This is a genomic window from Streptomyces sp. NPDC091416 (assembly GCF_044756845.1).
In the GTDB taxonomy this organism is placed as follows: domain Bacteria; phylum Actinomycetota; class Actinomycetes; order Streptomycetales; family Streptomycetaceae; genus Streptomyces.
Window position 1 is genome coordinate 308,283 of record NZ_JBIVTU010000001.1, and the last position, 21,349, is coordinate 329,631.

Genomic DNA, 21,349 nt, shown 5'->3' on the forward strand with positions numbered 1-21,349 from the left:
TGCCCCGATCGCCGGGCGGGCTCGAATGCGCCGGTCCCCGTCCGGCCGGGGCTTGTCCTCAATCGCCGGACGGGCTCGAACGTGACCGCCCCCGTCCGGCGCAGGCATCGCCCTCGATCACCGGGCGGGCTTGGTCTGCCCGCCCGGGGCGGTGGTGTCCGGGCCGGCCCCGTGGTGGCCCGGTGCTACTTCGGCGGGGTGATCGCTTCCGCTGCTGCCAGGCCGCAGACCCTGGCGGCGCCGTGGGTGGCGATGTGGAGCGCGCCCCTGGGGGTGGCCTGGGGGACGCCCATCTCGACCACGATCGTGTCCGGGCGTGCCGCGAGCACCGTGTCGAGGGCCTCGGTCATCCACGGGTGGCGGTGCACGTCGCGGACGACCGCGACGATGCGCCGCTCCCCCGCGGCCCGCAGCACACCGGCCCCGGGGGCCTCGGTCCCGCCGCTGTACGTGCCGGTCTCGGTGCCCGGCAGCAGCCTGGTCAGTTCGGCGGCGACGCCCCACGGCGTCTCGTCGCCGACCGCGATGTTCGCGACCGGGGTGAACGCGGCGACGTACGGAGGCTTGGTGAGCGGTGCGGCCGTGCCGGTCACCTTCACCGCGCGGCGGGCGGCGATCAGGCCGATGTCCGAACCGGTGCCGGGCGCGGTCCCCTCCTGCACTGCCGCGCCCGGCTCCGAGACCGCCCCCCTGGCCCGCTGCGTCCAGGACGCGAGGGCCCGTACCCGGGCCGCGGCGTCAGCCAGCCGCTCCTCGGGCAGTTCACCGGCACGGACCGCCGCGACCAGCGCGTCGCGCAGCCGCAGCACGGTGGCCTCGTCCTCCAGCCCGCCGCCGACGCAGATCGCGTCGGCGCCCGCGGCGATCGCGAGGACGGAGCCGCGCTCGATTCCGTACGTCGCGGAGATGGCCTGCATCTCCATGCCGTCCGTGACGATCAGGCCGTCGTAGCCCAGCTCCTCACGCAGCAGACCCGTGAGGATCTGCGGACTCAGCGTCGCCGGGCGGTCCGGGTCGAGCGCCCCGAGCAGGATGTGCGCGCTCATCACCGATTTGGAACCCGCTGCGATGGCGGCCCGGAACGGCACCAGTTCACGGGCGTGCAGGGTCTCCAGGTCCACGTCGATGCGGGGCAGCGCGTGGTGCGAGTCGACCGCGGTGTCGCCGTGCCCCGGGAAGTGCTTGGTGCAGGCGGCGACGCCGGCGGCCTGGAGGCCCTCGACGTACGCGGCGGTGTGCCGGGCGACCAGGTGCGGGTCGGCGCCGAAGGACCGTACCCCGATGACCGGGTTGCCCGGGTTGGAGTTGACGTCCGCGGACGGCGCCCAGTTGAGGTTGACGCCGCATTCGGCGAGCCGCCGGCCCAGCTCCTGGGCGACGGCACGGGTCAGCGCGACGTCGTCGACGGAGCCGAGCGCCAGGTTGCCCGGGAAGGACGAGCCGTGCCGCACCTCCAGCCGGGTGACGTCGCCGCCCTCCTCGTCGATCGCGACGAGCACGTCGTCACGCTCGGCGCGGAGCTGGGCGGTGAGCGCGGCGAGCTGCTCGGGCGACTCGATGTTGCGGCCGAACAGCCCGACGGAGGAGAGTCCTTCGCCGACCCGGCGCAGCAGCCACTCCGGCGCCGTGGTGCCGGTGAAGCCCGGCTGCAGGACGGCGAGGGCGTCGCGGGTGACGGTGTCCGTGGTGGATACGAGGGTGGTCATGGGAGGCGTTATCCCTTCACGGCGCCGTCGGTGAGACCGCTGACGGCCTTACGCTGCAGGAAGACGAAGAGGATCAGGATCGGGACCGCGAAGATCGAGGCCGCCGCCATGGTGGCACCCCAGTCGTCGCCGAACTGACTCTGGAACTGCGAGAGCCACAGCGGCAGCGTCTTGGCTTCGGGATCCTTGTTGAGGATCAGGACGAGCGGGAATTCGTTCCACGCCGTGATGAAGCCGAACAGCGAGGTGGCCATCAGACCGGGGGCGAGCAGCGGCAGGATCACCTTGATGAACGCCTGCGGGCGGCTGCATCCGTCGACCATGGCGGACTCCTCCAGCTCCTTGGGCACGGCGGCGACATAGCCGCGGAGCGTCAGGATGGTGAAGGGCAGCACCATGACCATGTAGAAGAGGGTCAGCGGAACCAGGCTGTTGAGCATGTCCGCGTCGCGGACCAGCATGTAGATCGCGATGACCATGACCTCCCACGGGGCCATCTGCGCGATCATGAAGACCAGGATCATGCTCTTGCGGCCCTTGAACCGCATCCGGGCCAGCGCGAACGACGCGAAGAGCGCGATGATCAGCGAGAACACGACGGCGCACAGCGTGACGGTCAGCGAGTTCCTGACCAGTGTGAGGAAGTCCGGCGCGTTGTACGCGGTCTTGAAGTGCTCGAACGTGATCTCGGTCGGGAACCAGACCGGCGTCTCGGTGATGATGTCGCCGGTCGGCTTGAACGCCGTGGTGAACATCCAGTAGACGGGGAAGACCAGGGCGGCGAAGAGGACGATCGCCGTTGCGTTGGGCCAGATGCGGCCGAGCAGGGAGCGCTTCACAGCTCGTCCTCCTCTTGCTTGAGAACGATGCGGAGGTAGTACGAGGTCAGCCCCAGCATGATCAGGATGGTGAGCAGCGAGATGGCGGCACCCATACCGTAGTGCTGGTTGCCGACTCCTTCGACGAAGGCGTAGATCGGCAACGTCTCCGTGAGGCGGTTGGGGCCGCCCTCGTTGATGGTGAAGATCTGCGGGAACGCCTTGAACACCCAGATGACTTCGAGGAAGGTCGTGGCGTAGAGGAAGGGCCGCATGAAGGGGAACGTCACCGAGGTGAAGCTCTTCCAGACGCCGGCTCCGTCGAGCGAGGCGGCTTCGTACAGTTCCTTGGGGATGGTCGTGGTGGCCGCGTAGAGGTTGATCGCCACGAACGGGATCGACTGCCACACGATCAGCAGCGTGACCACGAAGAAGGTGGAGAGCTGTGAGCCCGTCCAGTTGTAGTCGGCCATGGAGTGGAAGCCGACCTTGTCGAGCACGTAGTTCACGACGCCGAAGCGTGAGGCGAAGAGCCACTGGTAGACCGTGGACGCCGCGATGACGGGCATCGCCCAGGCGAGCACCAGGCCCAGCATCAGGGTCAGCCGCATCTTCTTGCCGAGGCGGGCGAGCAGCAGCCCGATCAGCGTGCCGAGCAGCATGATCAGTGCGACGTTGACGCCGGTGAAGACGATCGTGCGGACGGTGACGCGCCAGAAGTCCTCGCCGCCGAGGATCTCCTCGTAGTTCTTGAACCCGTTCCATTCGGTGACGTGCTGGATCAGCTGTCCCATGTTGAGGTTCTGGAACGACAGCATGCCGTTCTTCACCAGGGGATAGCCGAGGAGAATCGCCGTTACTGCGAGTGCGGGTACCAGCAGCAGGTAGGGCGCGATCCCCACGCCCGGCTTCTGCTTGCGTCCCCCGCCCCGACCGGCGGGTGGTTTCCCGCCCTGCCCGTCGGTCGGGGCCGACTTCGCCACGTCCGACGGATTGGTGTGCACTGCCATGCTCGCCATCACTTCCAACAGAGCCCTACCGGAACGGTGCGTACAGCCGGGGCGGCGGGTGGAACCCGCAGCCCCGGCGTGTATCGCGCTACTGCTACTACTGCTGCTGGGACAGGCGCTTGTTGAGCTCGTCCTCGACCTGCTTGGCGGCGTCGGCGGAGGACTTACCCTGCAGGACCAGCGTCATGTAGGTCTTGATCGGGTTCGGCGGGTTCTCGACCGGCGCCCACTCCGGGATCAGCGGCGTCGTGCCACCGGACTTGGCGGCGGCGGGGCCGGCGGCCTCGGCGGCGGGCTGGCCCACGGCGAACTTCTGCATGGCCTCGGACTTCGGGGTCCAGCCGGCTTCCTTGACGAGCGCGCCGTCGTTCGCCTCGCTGAGCGCGATCCTCAGGAACTCCTTGGCCAGGTCCTGCTTCTTGCTGCCCGCGGCAACGGCGAAGTTGGAGCCACCGAGGAAGACGCCCTCGGGCTTGTCGGCGGTCTCACCGGGGATGGTGAAGAAGCCGATGTCGTCCTTGATCTTCGGGTTGGCCGCGATCGCGGTGCCGGCCTCGTAGCCCATCGCGATGATGGCGCCGGTCTTGCCCTTGGCGAAGACCTCGGCCTGCTGCGGGGTGGCCTCGTCCTTGTCCTTGGGGGCCTTGGAGTAGGACTGGTACTGCTTGTACACGTCCATGGCCTCGCCGACCTTCGGGTCGGCCAGGTTGGAGACGTACTTGTCGCCCTCCTTCTTGACCGGCTCGACACCCTTGCCGACGAGCAGGCCGTCGAAGAAGTACCAGTTCTGGCCGGGCAGGTAGACGGGCTCGGCGTCGCCCTTCTCCTTGATGGCGTCGAAGGCCTTGAAGAGGTCGGCGCGGGTCTTCGGCGTCTCGGTGATACCGGCGTCCTTGAAGACCTTCTTGTTGTACATCACGACGCGGTTACCGAAGTACCACGGCAGCGCGTACTGCTTGCCCTCGTAGACGGAGGGGGCGTTGACCGCGTCGGGCCAGGCGCCGCCGATCTCCTTCTTCACGTCGGCGAGCTCGGCGAGACCGCCGGTCTTGGCGTACGCCGGGGTCTGGGTGTTACCGATCTCCAGGACGTCGGGCGGGTTGGACTCGGAGAGGGCCGTGGTGACCTTCTGCTGAATACCGTTCCATTCCTGGACTTCGATCTTCAGCTTGGCCTTGGTCTTCTTCTCGAACTCCTCGGTGACCGTCTTGGTCCAACCGGGGGGGTTCGAGCCGGACATCGTCCAGACCGTCAGGGTCTGACCCGCGTAACCCTCGGCTCCGGCCTTCTTGCCGTCACCGTCGTCATCCGAACCACACGCCGCCATGCCGAACACCATGCCCGCGACGCCGATCGCCGCGATGAGCTTGCGCTTCACGCCACCCTCCTCAGGGATGCTGCAACCCCCGCCCACCGCGCAAAATCGTCGACGAGTACTACTGGGGCTGGAACCTGGTCTTTAATGGTTTAGACCAGTACCGGGAGCTTGGCCTAGACCTTTAGGGGTGTCAAGGGTGTATAAGAAGTGCACTCGCGTCCGTTATAGGACCGACACCTGAGGGAGGGCGACGAGCCGTGACCGGACCGTGCCACCATGTGAGCCGCGACAGACGGAGGAGCCGGTGACGGCAGCAACGCAGCAGTCGGGAAGGCGGGCCATGGGTGCCGACGGGGGCAGTGCGGAGAACGAGACGGGCGCGGGCGCGGGCACGCGTACCGCGCGCGTCCCGAAGTACTACCGGCTGAAGCGACATCTGCTCGACATGACGGACACGATGCCGCCGGGCACGCCCGTGCCCCCGGAGCGGACCCTGGCCGCCGAGTTCGACACCTCGCGCACCACCGTGCGCCAGGCGCTTCAGGAACTGGTCGTCGAGGGCCGGCTGGAGCGCATCCAGGGCAAGGGCACCTTCGTCGCCAAGCCGAAGGTCTCGCAGGCCCTGCAGCTCACCTCGTACACCGAGGACATGCGCGCCCAGGGACTCGAACCGACGTCCCAGCTCCTGGACATCGGTTATGTGACGGCCGACGACACACTGGCCGGACTGCTCGACATCACCACGGGCGGCCGCGTACTGCGGATCGAACGGCTGCGCCTGGCGAGCGGTGAGCCGATGGCGATCGAGACCACCCACCTCTCGGCCAAACGCTTTCCCGCGCTGCGGCGTTCACTGGTCAAGTACACCTCCCTGTACACGGCCCTGGCCGAGGTGTACGACGTGCGGCTGGCGGAAGCCGAGGAGACCATCGAGACCTCCCTCGCCACCCCGCGCGAGGCCGGCCTGCTCGGCACGGACGTGGGCCTGCCGATGCTGATGCTGTCCCGGCACTCACTGGACGGACAGGGCGAGCCCGTCGAATGGGTCCGCTCGGTCTACCGGGGCGACCGCTACAAGTTCGTGGCCCGCCTGAAGCGTCCGCTGGACTGAGGACGCCGTCACTCCGGACAGCCCCCGTGGAAGTGTTCCCACGGGGGCTGTCCGCTGCCCCGCCCCGCCCCGCGGCGGCTATTGGTCTGCACCAACTCCCCGACGTATGGCGTCATTTCGACCATCTGGCATACGCCTCAGGACCGTTGCCGGACCGCAATGCGGACAGGGGGTGACGGTGGGCGGGACCCTCGCCTAGATTTCCTGCGCATTACAGGTGATCAGTGAGGGGACGGAGTCGCCGCCATGCCGGAAGAGCCCGAAGGAAAACCACCGACCGTCACACCCGTGCGGGTGGTCATCGCCCTGTGCCTCGTCGCGCCGTTCGTGGCGATGCTCTGGGTGAGTTCGTACGCCAAGGTCGACCCGACCTTCATCGGGATCCCGTTCTTCTACTGGTACCAGATGCTCTGGGTGCTGATCTCGACGGCGCTCACGATGGTCGCGTACAAGCTGTGGCAGCGTGACCAGCGCGCCCGCAAGGGAGGTGCGTCAGCATGAAGGACGGCGTGAACGGCGTCGCACTCGGCGTCTTCATCTTCTTCTTCCTGGCCGTCACGGTCATCGGCTTCATGGCCGCCCGCTGGCGCAAGGCCGAGAACGAGGCCAGCCTCGACGAATGGGGGCTGGGCGGAAGGTCGTTCGGCACCTGGGTCACCTGGTTCCTGCTCGGCGGCGACCTCTACACGGCGTACACCTTCGTCGCCGTCCCGGCGGCGATCTACGCGGCGGGCGCGGCCGGCTTCTTCGCGGTGCCCTACACCATCCTGGTGTATCCGCTGATCTTCACGTTCCTGCCGCGCCTGTGGTCGGTCTCGCACAAGCACGGCTACGTCACCACCTCGGACTTCGTCCGCGGCCGCTTCGGTTCCAAGGGGCTCTCGCTGGCGGTCGCCGTCACCGGCATCCTCGCCACGATGCCGTACATCGCTCTCCAACTCGTCGGCATCCAGGCGGTGCTGGACGTGATGGGCGTCGGTGGCGGCGAGAACACGCACTGGTTCATCAAGGACCTGCCGCTGCTGATCGCGTTCGCGGTGCTCGCCGCGTACACGTACTCCTCCGGGCTGCGCGCTCCCGCGCTGATCGCGTTCGTCAAGGACGGGCTCATCTACCTGGTCATCGCCGTGGCGATCATCTACATCCCGATCAAGCTCGGCGGCTTCGACGACATCTTCGCCAAGGCAGGCGAGGCGTTCTCCGCGAAGAACGAGGCGGCCGGGAAACCGGTGGCCGGACTCGCCCCCGGCGAGGCGGGACAGTGGGGTTACGCCACCCTGGCCCTCGGCTCGGCGCTGGCGCTCTTCATGTACCCGCACTCGATCACGGCGACGCTCTCCAGCCGCAGCCGTGACGTGATCCGCCGCAACACGACGATCCTGCCGCTGTACTCGCTGATGCTGGGCCTGCTCGCGCTGCTCGGCTTCATGGCGATCGCCGCCGGCGTCAAGGTGGACAACGGCCAGCTGGCGATCCCGCAGCTGTTCGAGAACATGTTCCCCGACTGGTTCGCGGGCGTGGCCTTCGCCGCGATCGGCATCGGCGCCCTGGTGCCGGCGGCGATCATGTCGATCGCCGCGGCGAACCTGTTCACCCGCAACATCTACAAGGACTTCCTGAAGCCGGACGCCACCCCCGCGCAGGAGACCAAGGTCTCCAAGCTGGTGTCGCTGCTGGTGAAGGTCGGCGCGCTCGCCTTCGTCCTCACCATGGACAAGACGGTCGCGATCAACTTCCAGCTGCTCGGCGGGATCTGGATCCTCCAGACGATGCCGGCCCTGGTCGGCGGACTGTTCACCCGGTGGTTCCACCGCTGGGCGCTGCTCGCGGGCTGGGCGGTCGGCATGCTGTACGGGACCCTCGCCGCGTACGGGGTCGCCAGCCCGACCCAGAAGCACTTCGGCGGGTCCTCCAAGGAGATCCCCGGCCTCGGCGAGATCGGCTACATCGGTCTGACGGCCTTCGTGCTGAACGTCGTGGTCGTCGTCGTCCTCACGTTCGTCCTGAACGCCGTGAAGGCGCCCGCCGGCATCGACGAGACCTCCCCGGGCGACTACACCGCGGACGCGGGCGACCCGGGCGTGAAGACCGAGCTGCCGCCGGCCACCGCCGGTGCTCCGGGCGGCCACTGACCGACGGCATGCGTGAGCGGGCCGCCGCACTCCTCCCCGGAGGGGCGCGGCGGCCCGTTCCCGTACCCCCGATATCCGCTTGCGGCCACGGCCCGCCCGTGCGGCAGACTGCCCCCATGGACATGACGATCCGGCCGATCGAGCCCGCCGAACACGCACTCCTCGGCGAGATCACCGCCGGGGCCTACCTCGGCGACGGCCTCCTGGACCTCGGCGCCGACGACCCGTACCTGGTCCAGCTGCGCGACGTCCCCCGCCGGGCCGCCGAGGCCGAGGTGCTGGTGGCCGCCGACGCGCGGGGCCATGTCCTGGGCGGGGTCACCTACGCCCCGCCGGGCAACCCGTGGGCCGACATCGCCGCGGCGGACGAGGCGGAATTCCGGACCCTGGCGGTCTCCCCCGAGGCCCGGGGCGCAGGAGCCGGGGAGGCGCTCGTACGGGCCTGTATCGACCGCGCACGGGGTACCGCGGGGGTCACGGGGATCGTCCTGTCGACGCAGCCGGCGATGCACGGGGCCCACCGGATCTACCAGCGCCTCGGCTTCGTCCGCACACCGGAGAGGGACTGGAGCCCCGTCGCCGGTCTGACGCTGCTGACGTTCCGTCTGGAGCTTCGCCCTGCGGCGTGAGCGCAGGCACGACACAACATGTGGGGGCTGCCGCATCCGGCAGCCCCCACATGTATGCTCGTGCTCGCTGTCGCCGCAGGGAAATCCGGTGCGAATCCGGAACTGTCCCGCAACGGTATGTTCGGTGCCTTTTGCGCACCTCCAGTCCGAGGTCCTGCCGACAGCGCATCCGGCTCGTCCGATCCGGATGCCCAGACGTCCGGGCCTCGTGGATGGGCCGGTGGACGCCGCACGGAGCGCTGCCCTGGCGCGCTCCGCCCGGCCGCCCCCCGCTCCACCGAGGCCCCGAGCCGAGCGAGGGAGAGCACCGCGTGACCATCGCGCCAGCCGGTCCGGTTTCAGCGGCCGAATCAACGGGAAGCACGAGCGACGGACCGGGAACCGCACTGCTGCGGACCCTGACCGACCTCACCGCCGACCTGCCCGACACCGACCCCGGACGCGTCGCCGCCGCAGCACTGCGCGGCCGCAACGCCCGGTCGGACGAGGCCGAGCTGCGCTCGCTGGCCACCGAGGCCGCCGCGGGCCTGATCTCCGAGGACCCCGCCTACTCCCGGCTCGCCGCCCGCCTCCTCACCCGCACCATCGCGGACGAGGCGGCCGGGCAGGGCGCGACCTCGTTCTCCGCATCGGTCGCCGTCGGTCACCGCGAGGGCCTGATCGCCGACCGCACCGCCGAGTTCGTGACCCTCCACGCCGCCGCCCTGGACGCGATCGTCGCCCAGTCGCTCGCCGACGGCGCGGACGACCGCTTCGGCTACTTCGGCCTGCGCACCCTGTACAGCCGCTACCTGCTGCGCCACCCTCTCACCCGCCAGGTCATCGAGACCCCGCAGCACTTCATGCTGCGGGTCGCCTCCGGTCTGGCCGAGGACAACTCCGCGCGCGCTCTGGACGAGGTAGCCGCGCTGTACGGGCTGATGAGCCGGCTGGACTACCTGCCCTCCTCCCCCACGCTCTTCAACTCCGGCACCCGGCACCCGCAGATGTCCTCCTGCTACCTGCTGGACTCCCCGCTGGACGAGCTGGACTCGATCTATGACCGCTACCACCAGGTGGCGCGCCTCTCTAAGCACGCGGGCGGCATCGGCCTCTCGTACTCCCGCATCCGCGCCCGCGGTTCGCTGATCCGCGGCACCAACGGGCACTCCAACGGCATCGTGCCGTTCCTGAAGACGCTCGACGCCTCGGTCGCCGCGGTGAACCAGGGCGGCCGGCGCAAGGGCGCCGCCGCCGTCTATCTGGAGACGTGGCACGCGGACATCGAGGAGTTCCTGGAGCTGCGCGACAACACGGGCGAGGACCAGCGGCGTACGCACAACCTCAACCTGGCGCACTGGATCCCCGACGAGTTCATGCGCCGGGTCGACGCGGACGGCACCTGGTCGCTGTTCTCCCCGGCCGACGTGCCCGAGCTGGTCGACCTGTGGGGCGACGCGTTCGACGCCGCCTACCGGGCGGCGGAGGCCAAGGGGCTGGCCCGCAGGACCATGCAGGCTCGTGAGCTCTACGGCCGCATGATGCGGACCCTCGCGCAGACCGGCCAGGGCTGGATGACGTTCAAGGACGCCTCCAACCGGACCGCGAACCAGACCGCCGAGCCGGGCCGGGTCGTGCACTCCTCGAACCTGTGCACCGAGATCCTTGAAGTCACCGACGACGGCGAGACGGCCGTCTGCAACCTGGGCTCGGTCAACCTCGGCGCCTTCGTCGAGGGCGGCGCGATCGACTGGGAGCGCCTCGACGCGACCGTCCGTACCGCCGTGACGTTCCTCGACCGGGTCGTGGACATCAACTTCTACCCGACCGAGCAGGCAGGCCGGTCCAACGCCCGCTGGCGGCCGGTGGGCCTGGGCGCGATGGGCCTCCAGGACGTCTTCTTCCAGTTGCGGCTGCCCTTCGACTCGCCCGAGGCCCGCGCCCTGTCGACGAAGATCTCCGAGCGCATCATGCTCGCGGCGTACGAGGCGTCCTGCGACCTCGCGGAGCGTTCGGGCCCGCTGCCGGCGTGGTCCGAGACGCGTGCCGCCCGCGGTGTGCTGCACCCGGACCACTACGACACCGAGCTGAACTGGCCGGAGCGCTGGGACGCGCTGCGGGCCCGGGTGGCGAAGACCGGGATGCGCAACTCGCTGCTGCTGGCGATCGCGCCGACGGCGACGATCGCCTCGATCGCGGGTGTGTACGAGTGCATCGAGCCGCAGGTCTCCAACCTGTTCAAGCGCGAGACGCTCAGCGGTGAGTTCCTCCAGGTCAACGCGTATCTGGTGGACGAGCTGAAGCAGCTCGGCGTGTGGGACGCGCGGACCCGCGAGGCGCTGCGCGAGGCGAGCGGCTCGGTGCAGGGCTTCGCCTGGATCCCCGAGGAGGTGCGGGCGCTGTACCGCACGGCGTGGGAGATCCCGCAGCGCGGACTGATCGACATGGCTGCGGCCCGTACGCCGTTCCTCGACCAGAGCCAGTCGCTCAACCTGTTCCTGGAGACGCCGACGATCGGCAAGCTCTCCTCGATGTACGCGTACGCCTGGAAGCAGGGGCTGAAGACGACGTACTACCTGCGCTCCCGCCCGGCGACCCGGATCGCCCGTGCGGCGTCCGCCGCCCCGATCCCCGAGCAGGCACCCGCGCCCGACGCGGACGCGATCGCCTGTTCCCTCGAAAACCCCGAGTCCTGCGAGGCCTGCCAGTAATGAGCTCCACCAACGACAAGAACCTGCTGGACCCGGGCTTCGAACTGACCCTGCGGCCGATGCGTTACCCGGACTTCTACGAGCGCTACCGGGACGCGATCAAGAACACCTGGACGGTGGAGGAGGTCGACCTCCACTCCGACGTCGCCGACCTCGCCAAGCTCTCGCCGGGCGAGCAGCACATGATCGGCCGGCTGGTCGCGTTCTTCGCGACGGGCGACTCGATCGTCTCCAACAACCTCGTGCTGACGCTGTACAAGCACATCAACTCCCCCGAGGCGCGGCTGTACCTGTCGCGGCAGCTCTTCGAGGAGGCCGTGCACGTCCAGTTCTATCTGACGCTGCTGGACACCTACCTGCCCGACCCGGACGACCGGGCGGCCGCCTTCGACGCGGTCGAGGAGATCCCGTCGATCCGCGAGAAGGCGCAGTTCTGCTTCAAGTGGATGGACTCGGTCGAGAAGATCGACCGGCTGGAGACGAAGGCGGACCGCCGCCGTTTCCTGCTGAACCTGATCTGCTTCGCGGCGTGCATCGAGGGGCTGTTCTTCTACGGCGCCTTCGCGTACGTGTACTGGTTCCGCTCGCGCGGGCTGCTGCACGGCCTCGCCACGGGCACCAACTGGGTGTTCCGTGACGAGACGATGCACATGAACTTCGCGTTCGAGGTCGTGGACACCGTCCGCAAGGAGGAGCCCGACCTCTTCGACGACGCGCTCCAGCAGCAGGTCACCGACATGCTGAAGGAGGCCGTCGAGGCGGAACTGCAGTTCGGCCGGGACCTGTGCGGCGAGGGCCTGCCCGGGATGAACACCGAGTCGATGCGCCAGTACCTGGAGTGCGTCGCGGACCAGCGGCTGACCCGGCTGGGCTTCCCCGCGGTGTACGGCTCGGAGAACCCGTTCTCGTTCATGGAGCTCCAGGGCGTCCAGGAGCTGACGAACTTCTTCGAGCGCCGCCCGTCCGCCTATCAGGTGGCCGTCGAGGGCACGGTCGGCTTCGACGACGACTTCTAGGCCGTTCAGATCCTCGCCCAGCTCCTGACGTACGGACGCCGTGCGGCCCTCACCGGCCGTGCGGCGTCCGCCGTTCGCGGGGGTTCGGCGCTCCGGGCCCGTTCCGCCTCCCTCAGTTCACGGTCGATGCGGCGTTCGCGGGCGATACCGGCCAGCACCGGCAGCAGGACGAGAGCGAAAACAGCGGATATGCCCAGGAAGTTCAGGAATGTGTTCATGCCTCTACTCTCGCCGGTCCGGGCCGATCGCGGCAGTGGCAGGACTGTCATGGAGCATCGAATTACTGCCACACTGAGGTCATGCTGAAAAACGTGGCCGCCCTGCTGCTCGACGATGTGAACCCTTTCGAACTCGGGGTCCTGTGCGAGGTGTTCGGACTCGACCGCAGCGAGGAGGGACTGCCGGTGCACGATTTCGCCGTGGTCTCCGCCGAGGGCCCGGTGCTCCGCACCCATGCCGGGTTCACCATCACCACCCCCCACGGCCTGGACCGCCTGGAGGAGGCCGACCTCATCGCCGTCCCGGCCGGTACCCACTTCGTGGACCGGGAGTACCCGGAAAAGGTCCTGGAGGCGCTGCGGCGGGCCGTGGACCGCGGGGCCAGGGTGCTGAGCGTCTGCTCGGGGGCGTACGTGCTGGGCGCGGCCGGCCTGCTGGACGGGCGGCGCTGCACCACCCACTGGCGCCACGCCGACGAGCTGGCGCGCCGCTTCCCCCGCGCGATCGTGGAGCCGGACGTGCTGTACGTGGACGAGGGCCCGGTCATCACGTCGGCGGGCACGGCCGCGGGGATCGACGCCTGCCTGCATCTGGTCCGCCAGGCGTACGGGACCGCCACCGCCAACACCATCGCCCGCCGCATGGTGGTGCCGCCGCACCGTGACGGCGGCCAGGCGCAGTACATCCAGCGCCCGCTGCCCCGCACCCGCTGCGACACGGTCGGCGACACGCTCGCCTGGATGGAGCGCCACCTCGACCAGGAGATGACCGTCGAACAGCTGGCCGCCCAGGCGCACATGTCACCGCGCACGTTCGCCCGCCGCTTCCAGCAGGAGACGGGCACCACGCCGTACCGCTGGCTGCTGCGCCAGCGGGTGCTCCTGGCGCAGCACCTCCTGGAGACATCCGATGAAACGATGGATACGATCGCCGGGCAGACCGGCTTCGGCAATGCCGCCGCACTCCGCCATCAGTTCGTACGCTCCCTGGGAACCACGCCGAACGCATACCGACGGACCTTCCGCGGCCCGGTCGAACTGACCGAAGTCGCCTGATCGTTCGCAGGAATTACGTCGGACCATTCGTCCAACCGTTTCCTTCACCTGTCCATGGACCGGGCCGCCGGCGACGCGACAGGGTCGGGCGCATGGACATCCGGATGGCTAAACGAAGGACCATCGGGGCCGTGGTGGCCGCGCTCGCCGCCACTCTGCTGCCCCTGCAGAGCGCCTCGGCGAAGGACGCGGCCGCCGCCGCGCCGCCGCCCGAGGTGCTGCCGTCGCTGCGGCAGTGGCAGGCCGGTGAGGGGGAGTTCACCCTCACGGACCGGGCGCGGATCGTGCTGGACGGGGTGCGCGAGCAGCGCACGGCGGCCGACGCGGCGCGGTTCGCGGGCGAGCTGGCGGGGAAGGCCCCGGTCTCGCGGGGCAGGGCCCGCGCCGGTGACATCGTGCTGCGCCAGGACCCGTCCCTGAAGGGCTCGCTGGGCGCGGAGGGCTACCGCCTCGACGTCGGCGACCGGGTCACGGTCACCGCCGCGACGTCGGCGGGTGTGTTCTACGGTTCACGCACGGTGCTCCAGCTGCTCAACGGCGACGGGCGGGCCGCGCGCGGTTCGGCGACCGACGTGCCCGCGTACCGCGAGCGCGGGGTCGGGGTGTGTGCCTGCTACATCAACGTGTCGCTGCCCTGGTTCGAGCGGCTGATGAAGGACATGGCCTCGCAGAAGCTCAACCAGCTCTGGATCGAGGCGAAGGTCAGGAGCGATGTCGACCCCGGGTCGGCGTTCTGGGGCTACTACACGAAGCCGCAGGTGCGGGCCCTGGTCGCGATGGCGAAGAAGTACCACATCGACCTGGTGCCGGAGATCAACTCCCCCGGCCACATGGACACCTACCTGGAGAACCACCCGGAGCTCCAGCTCAAGGACAAGGAGGGCGTCCCTTCGCCGCCCCGGCTGGACATCTCACGCCCCGAGGCGCTGGCGTACTACACCTCGATGGTCGACGAGGCCCTGGAGGTCTGGGGCACCCGCACCTGGCACATGGGCGCCGACGAGTACATGATCGGCTCCTCGTACCCGAACTATCCGCAGCTGCAGACGGCCGCGACCGCGCGGTTCGGCGCCTCGGCAACCCCGGACGACCTCTTCGCCGACTTCATCAACCAGGTCAACGCCCATGTGAAGGCCGCCGGCCGGTCGCTGCGGATCTGGAACGACGGCCTGATGGGCCGCAACGGCGTCGTCCCCCTCGACCATGACATCACCGTCGAGCACTGGCTCGGCGGCGGCGCCATCCAGCAGCCGTCCGCACTGATGGCGGAGGGCCGCCCGGTCATGAACTCCGCGTACGCGCTCTATCTGGTGCGCGGCGGCTACACGATGAAGACCCGGGAGCTGTACGAGAGCGACTGGACGCCCCTGCGCTTCGAGGGCCAGACGCTGCCGGCCACGGCGGCGAACCTGACCGGCGCGAAGATCAGCCTGTGGCCGGACAGCGCGGCGGCCGAGACCGAGAACGAGGTCGAGGCGAAGGCCTTCATGCCGCTGCGCTTCATCGCCCAGGCCACCTGGGGCGGTCCGAAGCCCAGTGGGACGTACGCCGGTTTCGAGGCGCTGGCCCGGAGGATCGGGCACGCCCCGGGCTGGGACAACACCGACCGCTCCCCGCTGGCCGACGGCACGTACCGGCTGACCGCGGGCGCGAAGGCGCTGGCGCCCGGCGCGGACGCCGGGGTGGCACTGGCCCGGGACGCGAAGGCGGCCTGGACGCTCGCGGGGACCGCGGACGGCTACTACACCGTGAAGTCCGCGGAGAGCGGCCTGTGCCTGGACGCGGTGCGCGGGAAGAAGTACCTGGGGGCTCCGCTGGAGGTGGGGGCCGAGCTGTCGCTCGGGACCTGCGCGGCGGGCGCGCGCACACAGCGCTGGCAGCTGGACGCCGGCACCGGCGCCCTGGTCCTGCGGAACGCCGTCTCGCAGCTCCGGCTGACGGAGCGGGCCGCGGACGGCGCCGCGGTGCAGACGACGGGCGGGACGCGCCTGACGGCGAAGTCCGCCTGACCGCGGCTGTGGGGCCCGCCGGTGCGGCGGGCCCCACAGGCGTGTCAGATGCCGCAGTTGGGCGCCGACCAGTAGTGGCTCGGGCCCTGGTTCACGTGGACGTGGTCGTTGTGGTCCGGGTAGCCCGGGCCGAGGATCCCGTTGAACCCGTGGTACCGGGCCTGCTGGGCGAGGGTGCAGAAGGCGATCCCGCCCAGGTCCGCCGCGTCGCCGTACAGATGGCGGCTGTTCGAGGCACCGCCGGCCGCGCTGTTGCAGGACGTGGAGCGGAAACCGCTGTTGACCGTGATCGGACGGTCACCGAGCGCGTGGCGCAGCGCCTCCAGCTTCCACATGGTGCTCAGCGCGTTGGCCTTGGCCGTGCCCGCCGCGACGGCACCACCCGCCCAGGTGCTGTTGCAGCGGTTGAGCTCGGCGTACGTGAAGTGGGCGGGTGTGCAGTCGCCGTCCTGGAGGGCGTAGAGCTTGGACTGGGTGGCGGGGCCGGCGATTCCGTCGGCGGCCAGGCCGTAGGCGGCCTGGAAGCGCTTGACGGCGGCGGTGGTGGCGGGCCCGTAGGAGCCGTCGATGGCGAGTACGGAGTTGTACCCGGGGTACCCGGCCACCCGGATCTGCAGCTGGACGACGTCGTTGCCGGTGGCACCCGAGGAGAGGGTGCGGGTCCAGGTGTAGCAGTCGTCGGCCTGTGCGGTGCCGGCGGTCACCACCGCACCGCCCAAAGCGAATGCCATGGTCATGACAAGGCCGAGCAGGAGTCGTGCGGAACGTCTGATCATGAGGGCTCCCTACCGCGAAGAAGATGTGGAGTGTGAGCCTGGCGGACGAGTCGACGCGCGTCAACTATGCGTGGAAGAACGCAAGTTGACGGTACGGAAACGCAGCAGGCCCCGTCCCGGCGTACCGGTACGGGGCCCTCGCGCCCTGCGCGCGCTGCCTTGGTCAGTCGTTCGGCACGACCTCGTAGCGCGGCGTGTTCTCCGCCATCTGGCGCAGCGCGTCCTTGCGGTCGCGCTTGGAGAGGCGGTCGATGTACAGGTAGCCGTACAGGTGGTCCGTCTCGTGCTGGAGGCAGCGGGCGAAGTAGCCGTCGCCCCGTACCCTGATCTGGTTGCCCCTGGCGTCCTGGCCGCGCACCACCGCGTAGTCCGGGCGGGCCAGCGAGGCGTACGCCGTGGGGACCGAGAGGCAGCCCTCGTTGGAGTCGTCCAGGACGCGCTCCTCGGGCGCCAGCTCCTCGAGTACCGGGTTGCAGATGGCGCCCGTGTGCCGGACCCCGTCGTCGTCCGGGCAGTCGTAGACGAAGACCTTGAGGTCGACCCCGATCTGGTTGGCGGCCAGGCCCACGCCCTCCGCCGTCCGCTGGCTGGCGAACATGTCGTCGATCAGCTGGGCCAGCTCGTCGTCGAACGCGGTGACGTCCTTGCACTCCCTGTGCAGGACCGGGTTGCCCACGACCGTGATCGGGCGCGAGGTGCCGCGCTCGCGGTGTGCCGCCTCACGCGCCTCGCAGTCCTCGGTGTCGATGAGGAACCCTTCCCCGTCGACGCTGATCTGCTCGTCCGTCTCCTGCTGCGCCATGTCCGCCGTACGCCTTCCTCACAACCTGAAACCCGGGATCCGCGGCTCATGAGAACCCGGGCACCCGAGCACCGGAATCGGTGCGCGTACAGCCTACGGGCACCCGTCGGCCGACTTCTTCGAGACGTCAGCAGACTTCTTCGAGATCCCGCCACTCACGGCTGTCCGGGCTGTCCGCCACCCAGCCGTCGAGCAGCCCGCGCACCAGCCCCGCGGGCGCCGCGAGACCGCACTCGCGCTCGGGCACCCACAGCTCGCCGGCGGTCCGGTGGCGCAGCGGACCGGGATGGCCCGGCTCGCTGTGGTCGTGGGGGTCGAGATGCTCCCCGTCGCCCTCGTCGCTCTCCATCCGGCTCTCCGAACAGGCCCGGCACAGCAGCCGGACGGACGAGGACCAGTCCTCGGCGGCAAAACCCGCGTCGGACGCCAGCTGCTCCAGCGCGTCGCGGTCCGCCTCGGTGGCCGCTTCGAGGAGCACCACCCAGGTGGGGACGGGGGACGGGGCCCACAGCTCGATCTCGTCGAACACCGGGTACGAGGGCCCGGCCGCGGTGATCCGCTCGCCGTGCGGCACCCCGTCGTGCAGGACGACCTCGCCCCAGCGCCGCCCGGACGAGGGCAGCGGGATCGACAGGACCTCGATCCGTGCCGGATCCAGCCTGCGCCCCCAGACGACCTCGGCCTCGCCCTCCGGCGACAGCCGCACGGCCGCACTGCCCAGCTCCATGCCGACCGGCTCGCTGCCGGCCGCCGGTGTCTGCTGCCCGCCGCCGGGCACCTTCAGCCCGTACGCCTGCCAGGCCCGGCGGGCCAGCGGCCAGTCCTGGAGCGCGGTGGCGGCGATCCCGACGTTCCACCAGTCGGGGGCGCCGGACTCCTTGTCGAGCAGCGCCACCGCCCGCAGGCCCGCGGCTCTCGCCTGTTCCCAGTCGTGCCGGAACTTGTGCAGCAGCGCCAGGTTGAACCATGACTCGGAGAGCCAGGGTTCCAGGTCCGCCGCACGCGTCAGCAGCGCGCCCGCGTCCTCGTACCGGCCGTCGCCGATCAGCGTGAACGCGCGGTCCGTGGCCTGCCGCCAAGAGGCGGAGGGCCGATGCCGTACCTTCCCGAAGATCCTCACGATTCCCGCCTGTCCCGACTGGACACCCTCGTTTTTCCGCTCTCTTCGCATCCAACCATGCCCGGCCGGACGCCCGCTCATTACCCATGGGTTACCCAGGTGGGACGGGGGTCAGACCGCCCCTGGCCAGAACCCTGGCGAGCGACTCCACGACCTGGGGCTGGTAATCACGGCCGGTCCCGAGCCTGAGCTGTTCCAGGGCGCCGAGCGGCCCGCCGATCCCTTCCCCGCACAGGTCGTCGTACGCGTTGACCGCCCGGACGATCCTGGCGGACAACGACTGCTCGCGGTAGGGGTCAGCCTGCTGTTCCACGACGACGGCGACCTCGGTGTCCACCCCGGTCTGACGGACCACGGCCCCGCCCAGCAGGGCGATCCGGCGCTGCTGGGCGGCCGGCAGGGACGCGGTCGCCCCGTCCGGTACCGGGTCGAGGAGCGAGAGCTGGCCGATGTCGTGCATCAGCGCCGCGTACTCCAGGACGGCGAGGTCGGGCCCGGAGAGGCCCATCTCGCGCCCGACGGCCGTGCAGAGCACCGCCACCCGGCGGGCGTGGCCCTGCGGCGTGTACCCGGCGATCTCGGTGGACCGGGCGAGCGAGGCGATGGTCTGCCGGTAGGTCGTGCGCACCGCGGCGAACCGGCGGAAGGACACCTGAGTGAGGAGCAGCGGTACGCACAGGACGGGCAGCGCCCACAGCCCGGCGACGGCGACCCCGAGCGCCATCACGGCACCCGTCGCGCAGACCGCCGACCCGATGCCGCCCAGCGCCCGCAGCTCGTCGCGGAGCAGGGGCCCGTACGGGACGGGGGTCAGCCCGGCCGCCCGGAGGCTGTGGGGCAGTGTGCGGGCCCGCAGCAGCAGGGCGCCGAGCACCGCGTCGCACAGGGCGGTGAGGCCGAGCAGCACGAGGAGGAAGGCCGCGTAGTACGGGCCGTCGCCGAACCAGTCCACCGACCTGCCGGAGTTGTACAGCGGCTGGAAGCAGACGGCCGCGAAGGTGACGGTCAGGACGCGGCGTGCCACCTGGTCGGGGCCGGGCCCGCAGCCGCGCGCGACATGGGGCACGGTGGCGACGAGCTGCGCCGCGACGAGCACGGCGATCACCTGGAGCACCCCGTGGCTGGTCCGCGCCCCGCCGCTGCTGCCGAGCAGGGCGTACGCCAGCGCACCGGCAGCGCCGAGCGGCGCGGGCTCCCGTTCCCCCGGCTGGGCGCCCCAGCGGGCCAGCTCACCGATGGTGATGAGGACTCCGAAGGCGAGGGCGTGGCCGGGTTCGTGGACGCCGTGCCAGAGGGTGTGGCCCAGCCCGGCGGCGGCCAGCGCGAGGGCGGCACCGCGGACGGCCAGGACGACGGGCGGCAGCCGTACCCACCGGGGGCTCACCGGCGGCGGTCCGGGATGACGGGGCCGGGCCCGTCAGGCGATCGGGGACGGACCGGCGCCCCGGCGGATCCGGCGCCCACGCCCCCGGCCGCGTCCTGGCCCCGCGGCACCGGGACCCCTGCCTCGTCCGCCGTCGAGGCGCCCGACCACCCGTGCCGTTCCAGGCCCCGCGCCAGCGCCCGGACCATCTGCGGGTCGAACTGGGTGCCCGCGCACCGCTTGAGTTCCTCCACGGCGGCCGGAACCGGGCGCCCCGGCCGGTAGGAGCGGGTCGAGGTCATCGCGTCGAAGGCATCGGCGACGGCGACGACGCGGGCGAACTCGGGGATCCCGCGGCCGGTCAGCCCGTACGGGTACCCGCTGCCGTCCAGCCGTTCGTGGTGGTGCAGGATCGCGGCCCGGGCCTCACCGAGGAAGGCGATGCCGCGGACGATCTCGTGGCCGTACTCCGGGTGCAGCTCGATCACCCGGCGTTCCTCCGGCGTCAGGGGCCCGTCCTTGCGCAGCACCCGGGTCGGCACCCCGAGCTTCCCGACGTCGTGCAGGATCCCGGCGAACCGGAGCACCTCGATGCGCTCCTGCGCCATGCCCAGCTCCCGGGCGATGAGCACGGACGCGCGCCCCACGCGTTCGCTGTGCCCCCGGGTGTACGTGTCCTTGATGTCGACGGCCTGCACGAGGGCCCTGATCGTGTGGCGGTGCGCGGCGTGCTCGCGGTGGTACTGGGCGAAGACCCAGCAGGAGATGTACATCGGCAGCAGGACGAAGAGCGCGGCCAGCGGCCCGTACGAGCTGTGCCACAGGATCGCCATCATCAGCCCGGCGAGACCGTGCACCAGGTGCGGCCCCAGTGAGCGCGGCAGCAGACCGCTCCAGGCGCGCCGCAGCGGCACCTGTTCCGCCGCGGCGAGGATGGAGCCGTCCAGGGCGGTGAGGACGAGACTGAAGACCAGCGCGGCCGCGCAGGCGGGCAGCAGGGCGTACGGGAGGTCGGGGAGCCGGTCGGGCCCCGGGCCGCCGAGCGCGGCCGGACCGCCCAGCACGGCGTGCGCCGACGAGGCCGCCCAGACGGTGACGGTCAGCTGGCCTGCCCGCCAGATCCGGCGGGCCGTGACGGGCGGCTTGTCCACCCGCCCGACGAGCGAGCCCGGGATCGCGACCAGCGCGGCGGCCGGGGGCGGCAGCAGGAAGGCCGCGGCGAGCAGCAGGGGAAAGAACGATCCGGCACTGATCGGCACGGAGCTGCCGAAGAAGGCACAGCGACCGGGCAGTTCACAGACGAGACAGAGCCCGGTGAGCAGTCCGAGGGTGGCCCACGCGGTGCCCGCGCCGGGACGCAGCGCGGGCAGGACACACAGGGCGGCGCCGAGCGCGACGGCCAGGATGTACGCGCGCGCCGCGCCGCGTGTGGCTCTCACCCGTTCCGCCCGCCCCCAGGTCGTGTTCGCCAACCCCGCCCCACGGGGGGGGCGACGATGCGTTGCGAACACTCCCCGGCATCGCCAATGAAGGCGTCAGGCTAGCGAGTTGGGTGTCCCGGCTGGGGTCCGACGG

The 21,349-nt window shown here is 70.4% G+C and carries 18 protein-coding genes and 1 riboswitch; of the genes, 8 read left to right on the forward strand and 10 right to left on the reverse strand.

Annotated features, from left to right (window positions below; genetic code table 11):
* Positions 1-185: 185 nt before the first annotated feature.
* The 4 genes from ACIQMX_RS01140 to ACIQMX_RS01155 all read right to left on the reverse strand — a co-directional run bounded on the left by ACIQMX_RS01140 (position 186) and on the right by ACIQMX_RS01155 (position 4,912).
* Positions 186-1,706 (reverse strand): glycoside hydrolase family 3 protein, encoded by a 1,521-nt coding sequence (locus ACIQMX_RS01140; protein ID WP_363066418.1) that lies wholly within the window; start codon positions 1,704-1,706, stop codon positions 186-188.
* Between the two features lie 8 nt (positions 1,707-1,714).
* Positions 1,715-2,545, reverse strand: coding sequence for a carbohydrate ABC transporter permease (locus tag ACIQMX_RS01145; protein WP_363066420.1), 831 nt, complete (start codon positions 2,543-2,545; stop codon positions 1,715-1,717).
* Complete coding sequence (locus tag ACIQMX_RS01150; protein ID WP_402474267.1) at positions 2,542-3,534, reverse strand: carbohydrate ABC transporter permease; 993 nt, start codon at positions 3,532-3,534, stop codon at positions 2,542-2,544. The genes ACIQMX_RS01145 and ACIQMX_RS01150 overlap by 4 nt, the downstream gene beginning before the upstream one ends.
* Positions 3,535-3,631: 97 nt before the next feature.
* Positions 3,632-4,912, reverse strand: coding sequence for an extracellular solute-binding protein (locus ACIQMX_RS01155; protein ID WP_363066422.1), 1,281 nt, complete (start codon positions 4,910-4,912; stop codon positions 3,632-3,634).
* Between the two features lie 280 nt (positions 4,913-5,192).
* Here ACIQMX_RS01155 and ACIQMX_RS01160 point away from each other — a divergent pair, with 280 nt between their 5' ends.
* The 6 genes from ACIQMX_RS01160 to ACIQMX_RS01185 all read left to right on the forward strand — a co-directional run bounded on the left by ACIQMX_RS01160 (position 5,193) and on the right by ACIQMX_RS01185 (position 12,430).
* Positions 5,193-5,963 (forward strand): GntR family transcriptional regulator, encoded by a 771-nt coding sequence (locus tag ACIQMX_RS01160; RefSeq protein WP_326666331.1) that lies wholly within the window; start codon positions 5,193-5,195, stop codon positions 5,961-5,963.
* A gap of 246 nt (positions 5,964-6,209) precedes the next feature.
* Complete coding sequence (locus tag ACIQMX_RS01165) at positions 6,210-6,464, forward strand: DUF3311 domain-containing protein (RefSeq protein ID WP_148020649.1); 255 nt, start codon at positions 6,210-6,212, stop codon at positions 6,462-6,464.
* Entirely contained in the window at positions 6,461-8,095 is a 1,635-nt protein-coding gene (mctP, locus tag ACIQMX_RS01170; protein WP_363066424.1) for a monocarboxylate uptake permease MctP, read from the forward strand. The genes ACIQMX_RS01165 and mctP overlap by 4 nt, the downstream gene beginning before the upstream one ends.
* A 116-nt stretch (positions 8,096-8,211) precedes the next feature.
* On the forward strand, positions 8,212-8,724 hold the full coding sequence (locus ACIQMX_RS01175; protein WP_363066426.1) for a GNAT family N-acetyltransferase: 513 nt from the start codon (positions 8,212-8,214) through the stop codon (positions 8,722-8,724).
* Positions 8,725-8,765: 41 nt separating this feature from the next.
* Positions 8,766-8,901, forward strand: a riboswitch (cobalamin riboswitch).
* A 134-nt stretch (positions 8,902-9,035) separates the two neighbouring features.
* Entirely contained in the window at positions 9,036-11,414 is a 2,379-nt protein-coding gene (locus tag ACIQMX_RS01180; protein WP_402474270.1) for a ribonucleoside-diphosphate reductase subunit alpha, read from the forward strand.
* The gene (locus ACIQMX_RS01185; RefSeq protein WP_363066430.1) at positions 11,414-12,430 is read left to right on the forward strand and encodes a ribonucleotide-diphosphate reductase subunit beta; all 1,017 of its coding nucleotides are present in this window, start codon (positions 11,414-11,416) and stop codon (positions 12,428-12,430) included. The genes ACIQMX_RS01180 and ACIQMX_RS01185 overlap by 1 nt, the downstream gene beginning before the upstream one ends.
* Positions 12,431-12,435: 5 nt before the next feature.
* On the opposite strand, the gene ACIQMX_RS01190 is transcribed toward ACIQMX_RS01185, so the two are convergent.
* Positions 12,436-12,648 (reverse strand): hypothetical protein, encoded by a 213-nt coding sequence (locus ACIQMX_RS01190; protein ID WP_402474274.1) that lies wholly within the window; start codon positions 12,646-12,648, stop codon positions 12,436-12,438.
* Positions 12,649-12,729: 81 nt separating this feature from the next.
* Between ACIQMX_RS01190 and ACIQMX_RS01195 the strand changes: the two genes are divergently transcribed.
* Positions 12,730-13,704, forward strand: coding sequence for a helix-turn-helix domain-containing protein (locus ACIQMX_RS01195; RefSeq protein WP_363066434.1), 975 nt, complete (start codon positions 12,730-12,732; stop codon positions 13,702-13,704).
* Positions 13,705-13,808: 104 nt separating this feature from the next.
* Entirely contained in the window at positions 13,809-15,713 is a 1,905-nt protein-coding gene (locus tag ACIQMX_RS01200; RefSeq protein ID WP_402474276.1) for a family 20 glycosylhydrolase, read from the forward strand.
* A 44-nt stretch (positions 15,714-15,757) separates the two neighbouring features.
* Here the strand turns inward: ACIQMX_RS01200 and ACIQMX_RS01205 are convergent, their stop codons facing one another.
* From ACIQMX_RS01205 to ACIQMX_RS01225, 5 genes are all read right to left on the reverse strand, one after another.
* Complete coding sequence (locus tag ACIQMX_RS01205; protein ID WP_363066438.1) at positions 15,758-16,489, reverse strand: D-Ala-D-Ala carboxypeptidase family metallohydrolase; 732 nt, start codon at positions 16,487-16,489, stop codon at positions 15,758-15,760.
* Positions 16,490-16,652: 163 nt separating this feature from the next.
* Positions 16,653-17,291: a peptide deformylase gene (def, locus tag ACIQMX_RS01210; RefSeq protein WP_363066440.1), complete on the reverse strand. Its 639-nt coding sequence runs from the start codon at positions 17,289-17,291 to the stop codon at positions 16,653-16,655.
* 127 nt (positions 17,292-17,418) lie between these two features.
* Positions 17,419-18,411 (reverse strand): hypothetical protein, encoded by a 993-nt coding sequence (locus ACIQMX_RS01215; protein ID WP_363066442.1) that lies wholly within the window; start codon positions 18,409-18,411, stop codon positions 17,419-17,421.
* A 91-nt stretch (positions 18,412-18,502) separates the two neighbouring features.
* Positions 18,503-19,795 (reverse strand): HD-GYP domain-containing protein, encoded by a 1,293-nt coding sequence (locus ACIQMX_RS01220; protein ID WP_402474280.1) that lies wholly within the window; start codon positions 19,793-19,795, stop codon positions 18,503-18,505.
* A complete protein-coding gene (locus ACIQMX_RS01225; protein WP_402474281.1) occupies positions 19,792-21,213 on the reverse strand; it encodes an HD-GYP domain-containing protein in 1,422 nt (473 codons plus the stop codon). Before ACIQMX_RS01225 ends, ACIQMX_RS01220 begins: the two co-directional genes overlap by 4 nt.
* Positions 21,214-21,349: the final 136 nt, after the last annotated feature.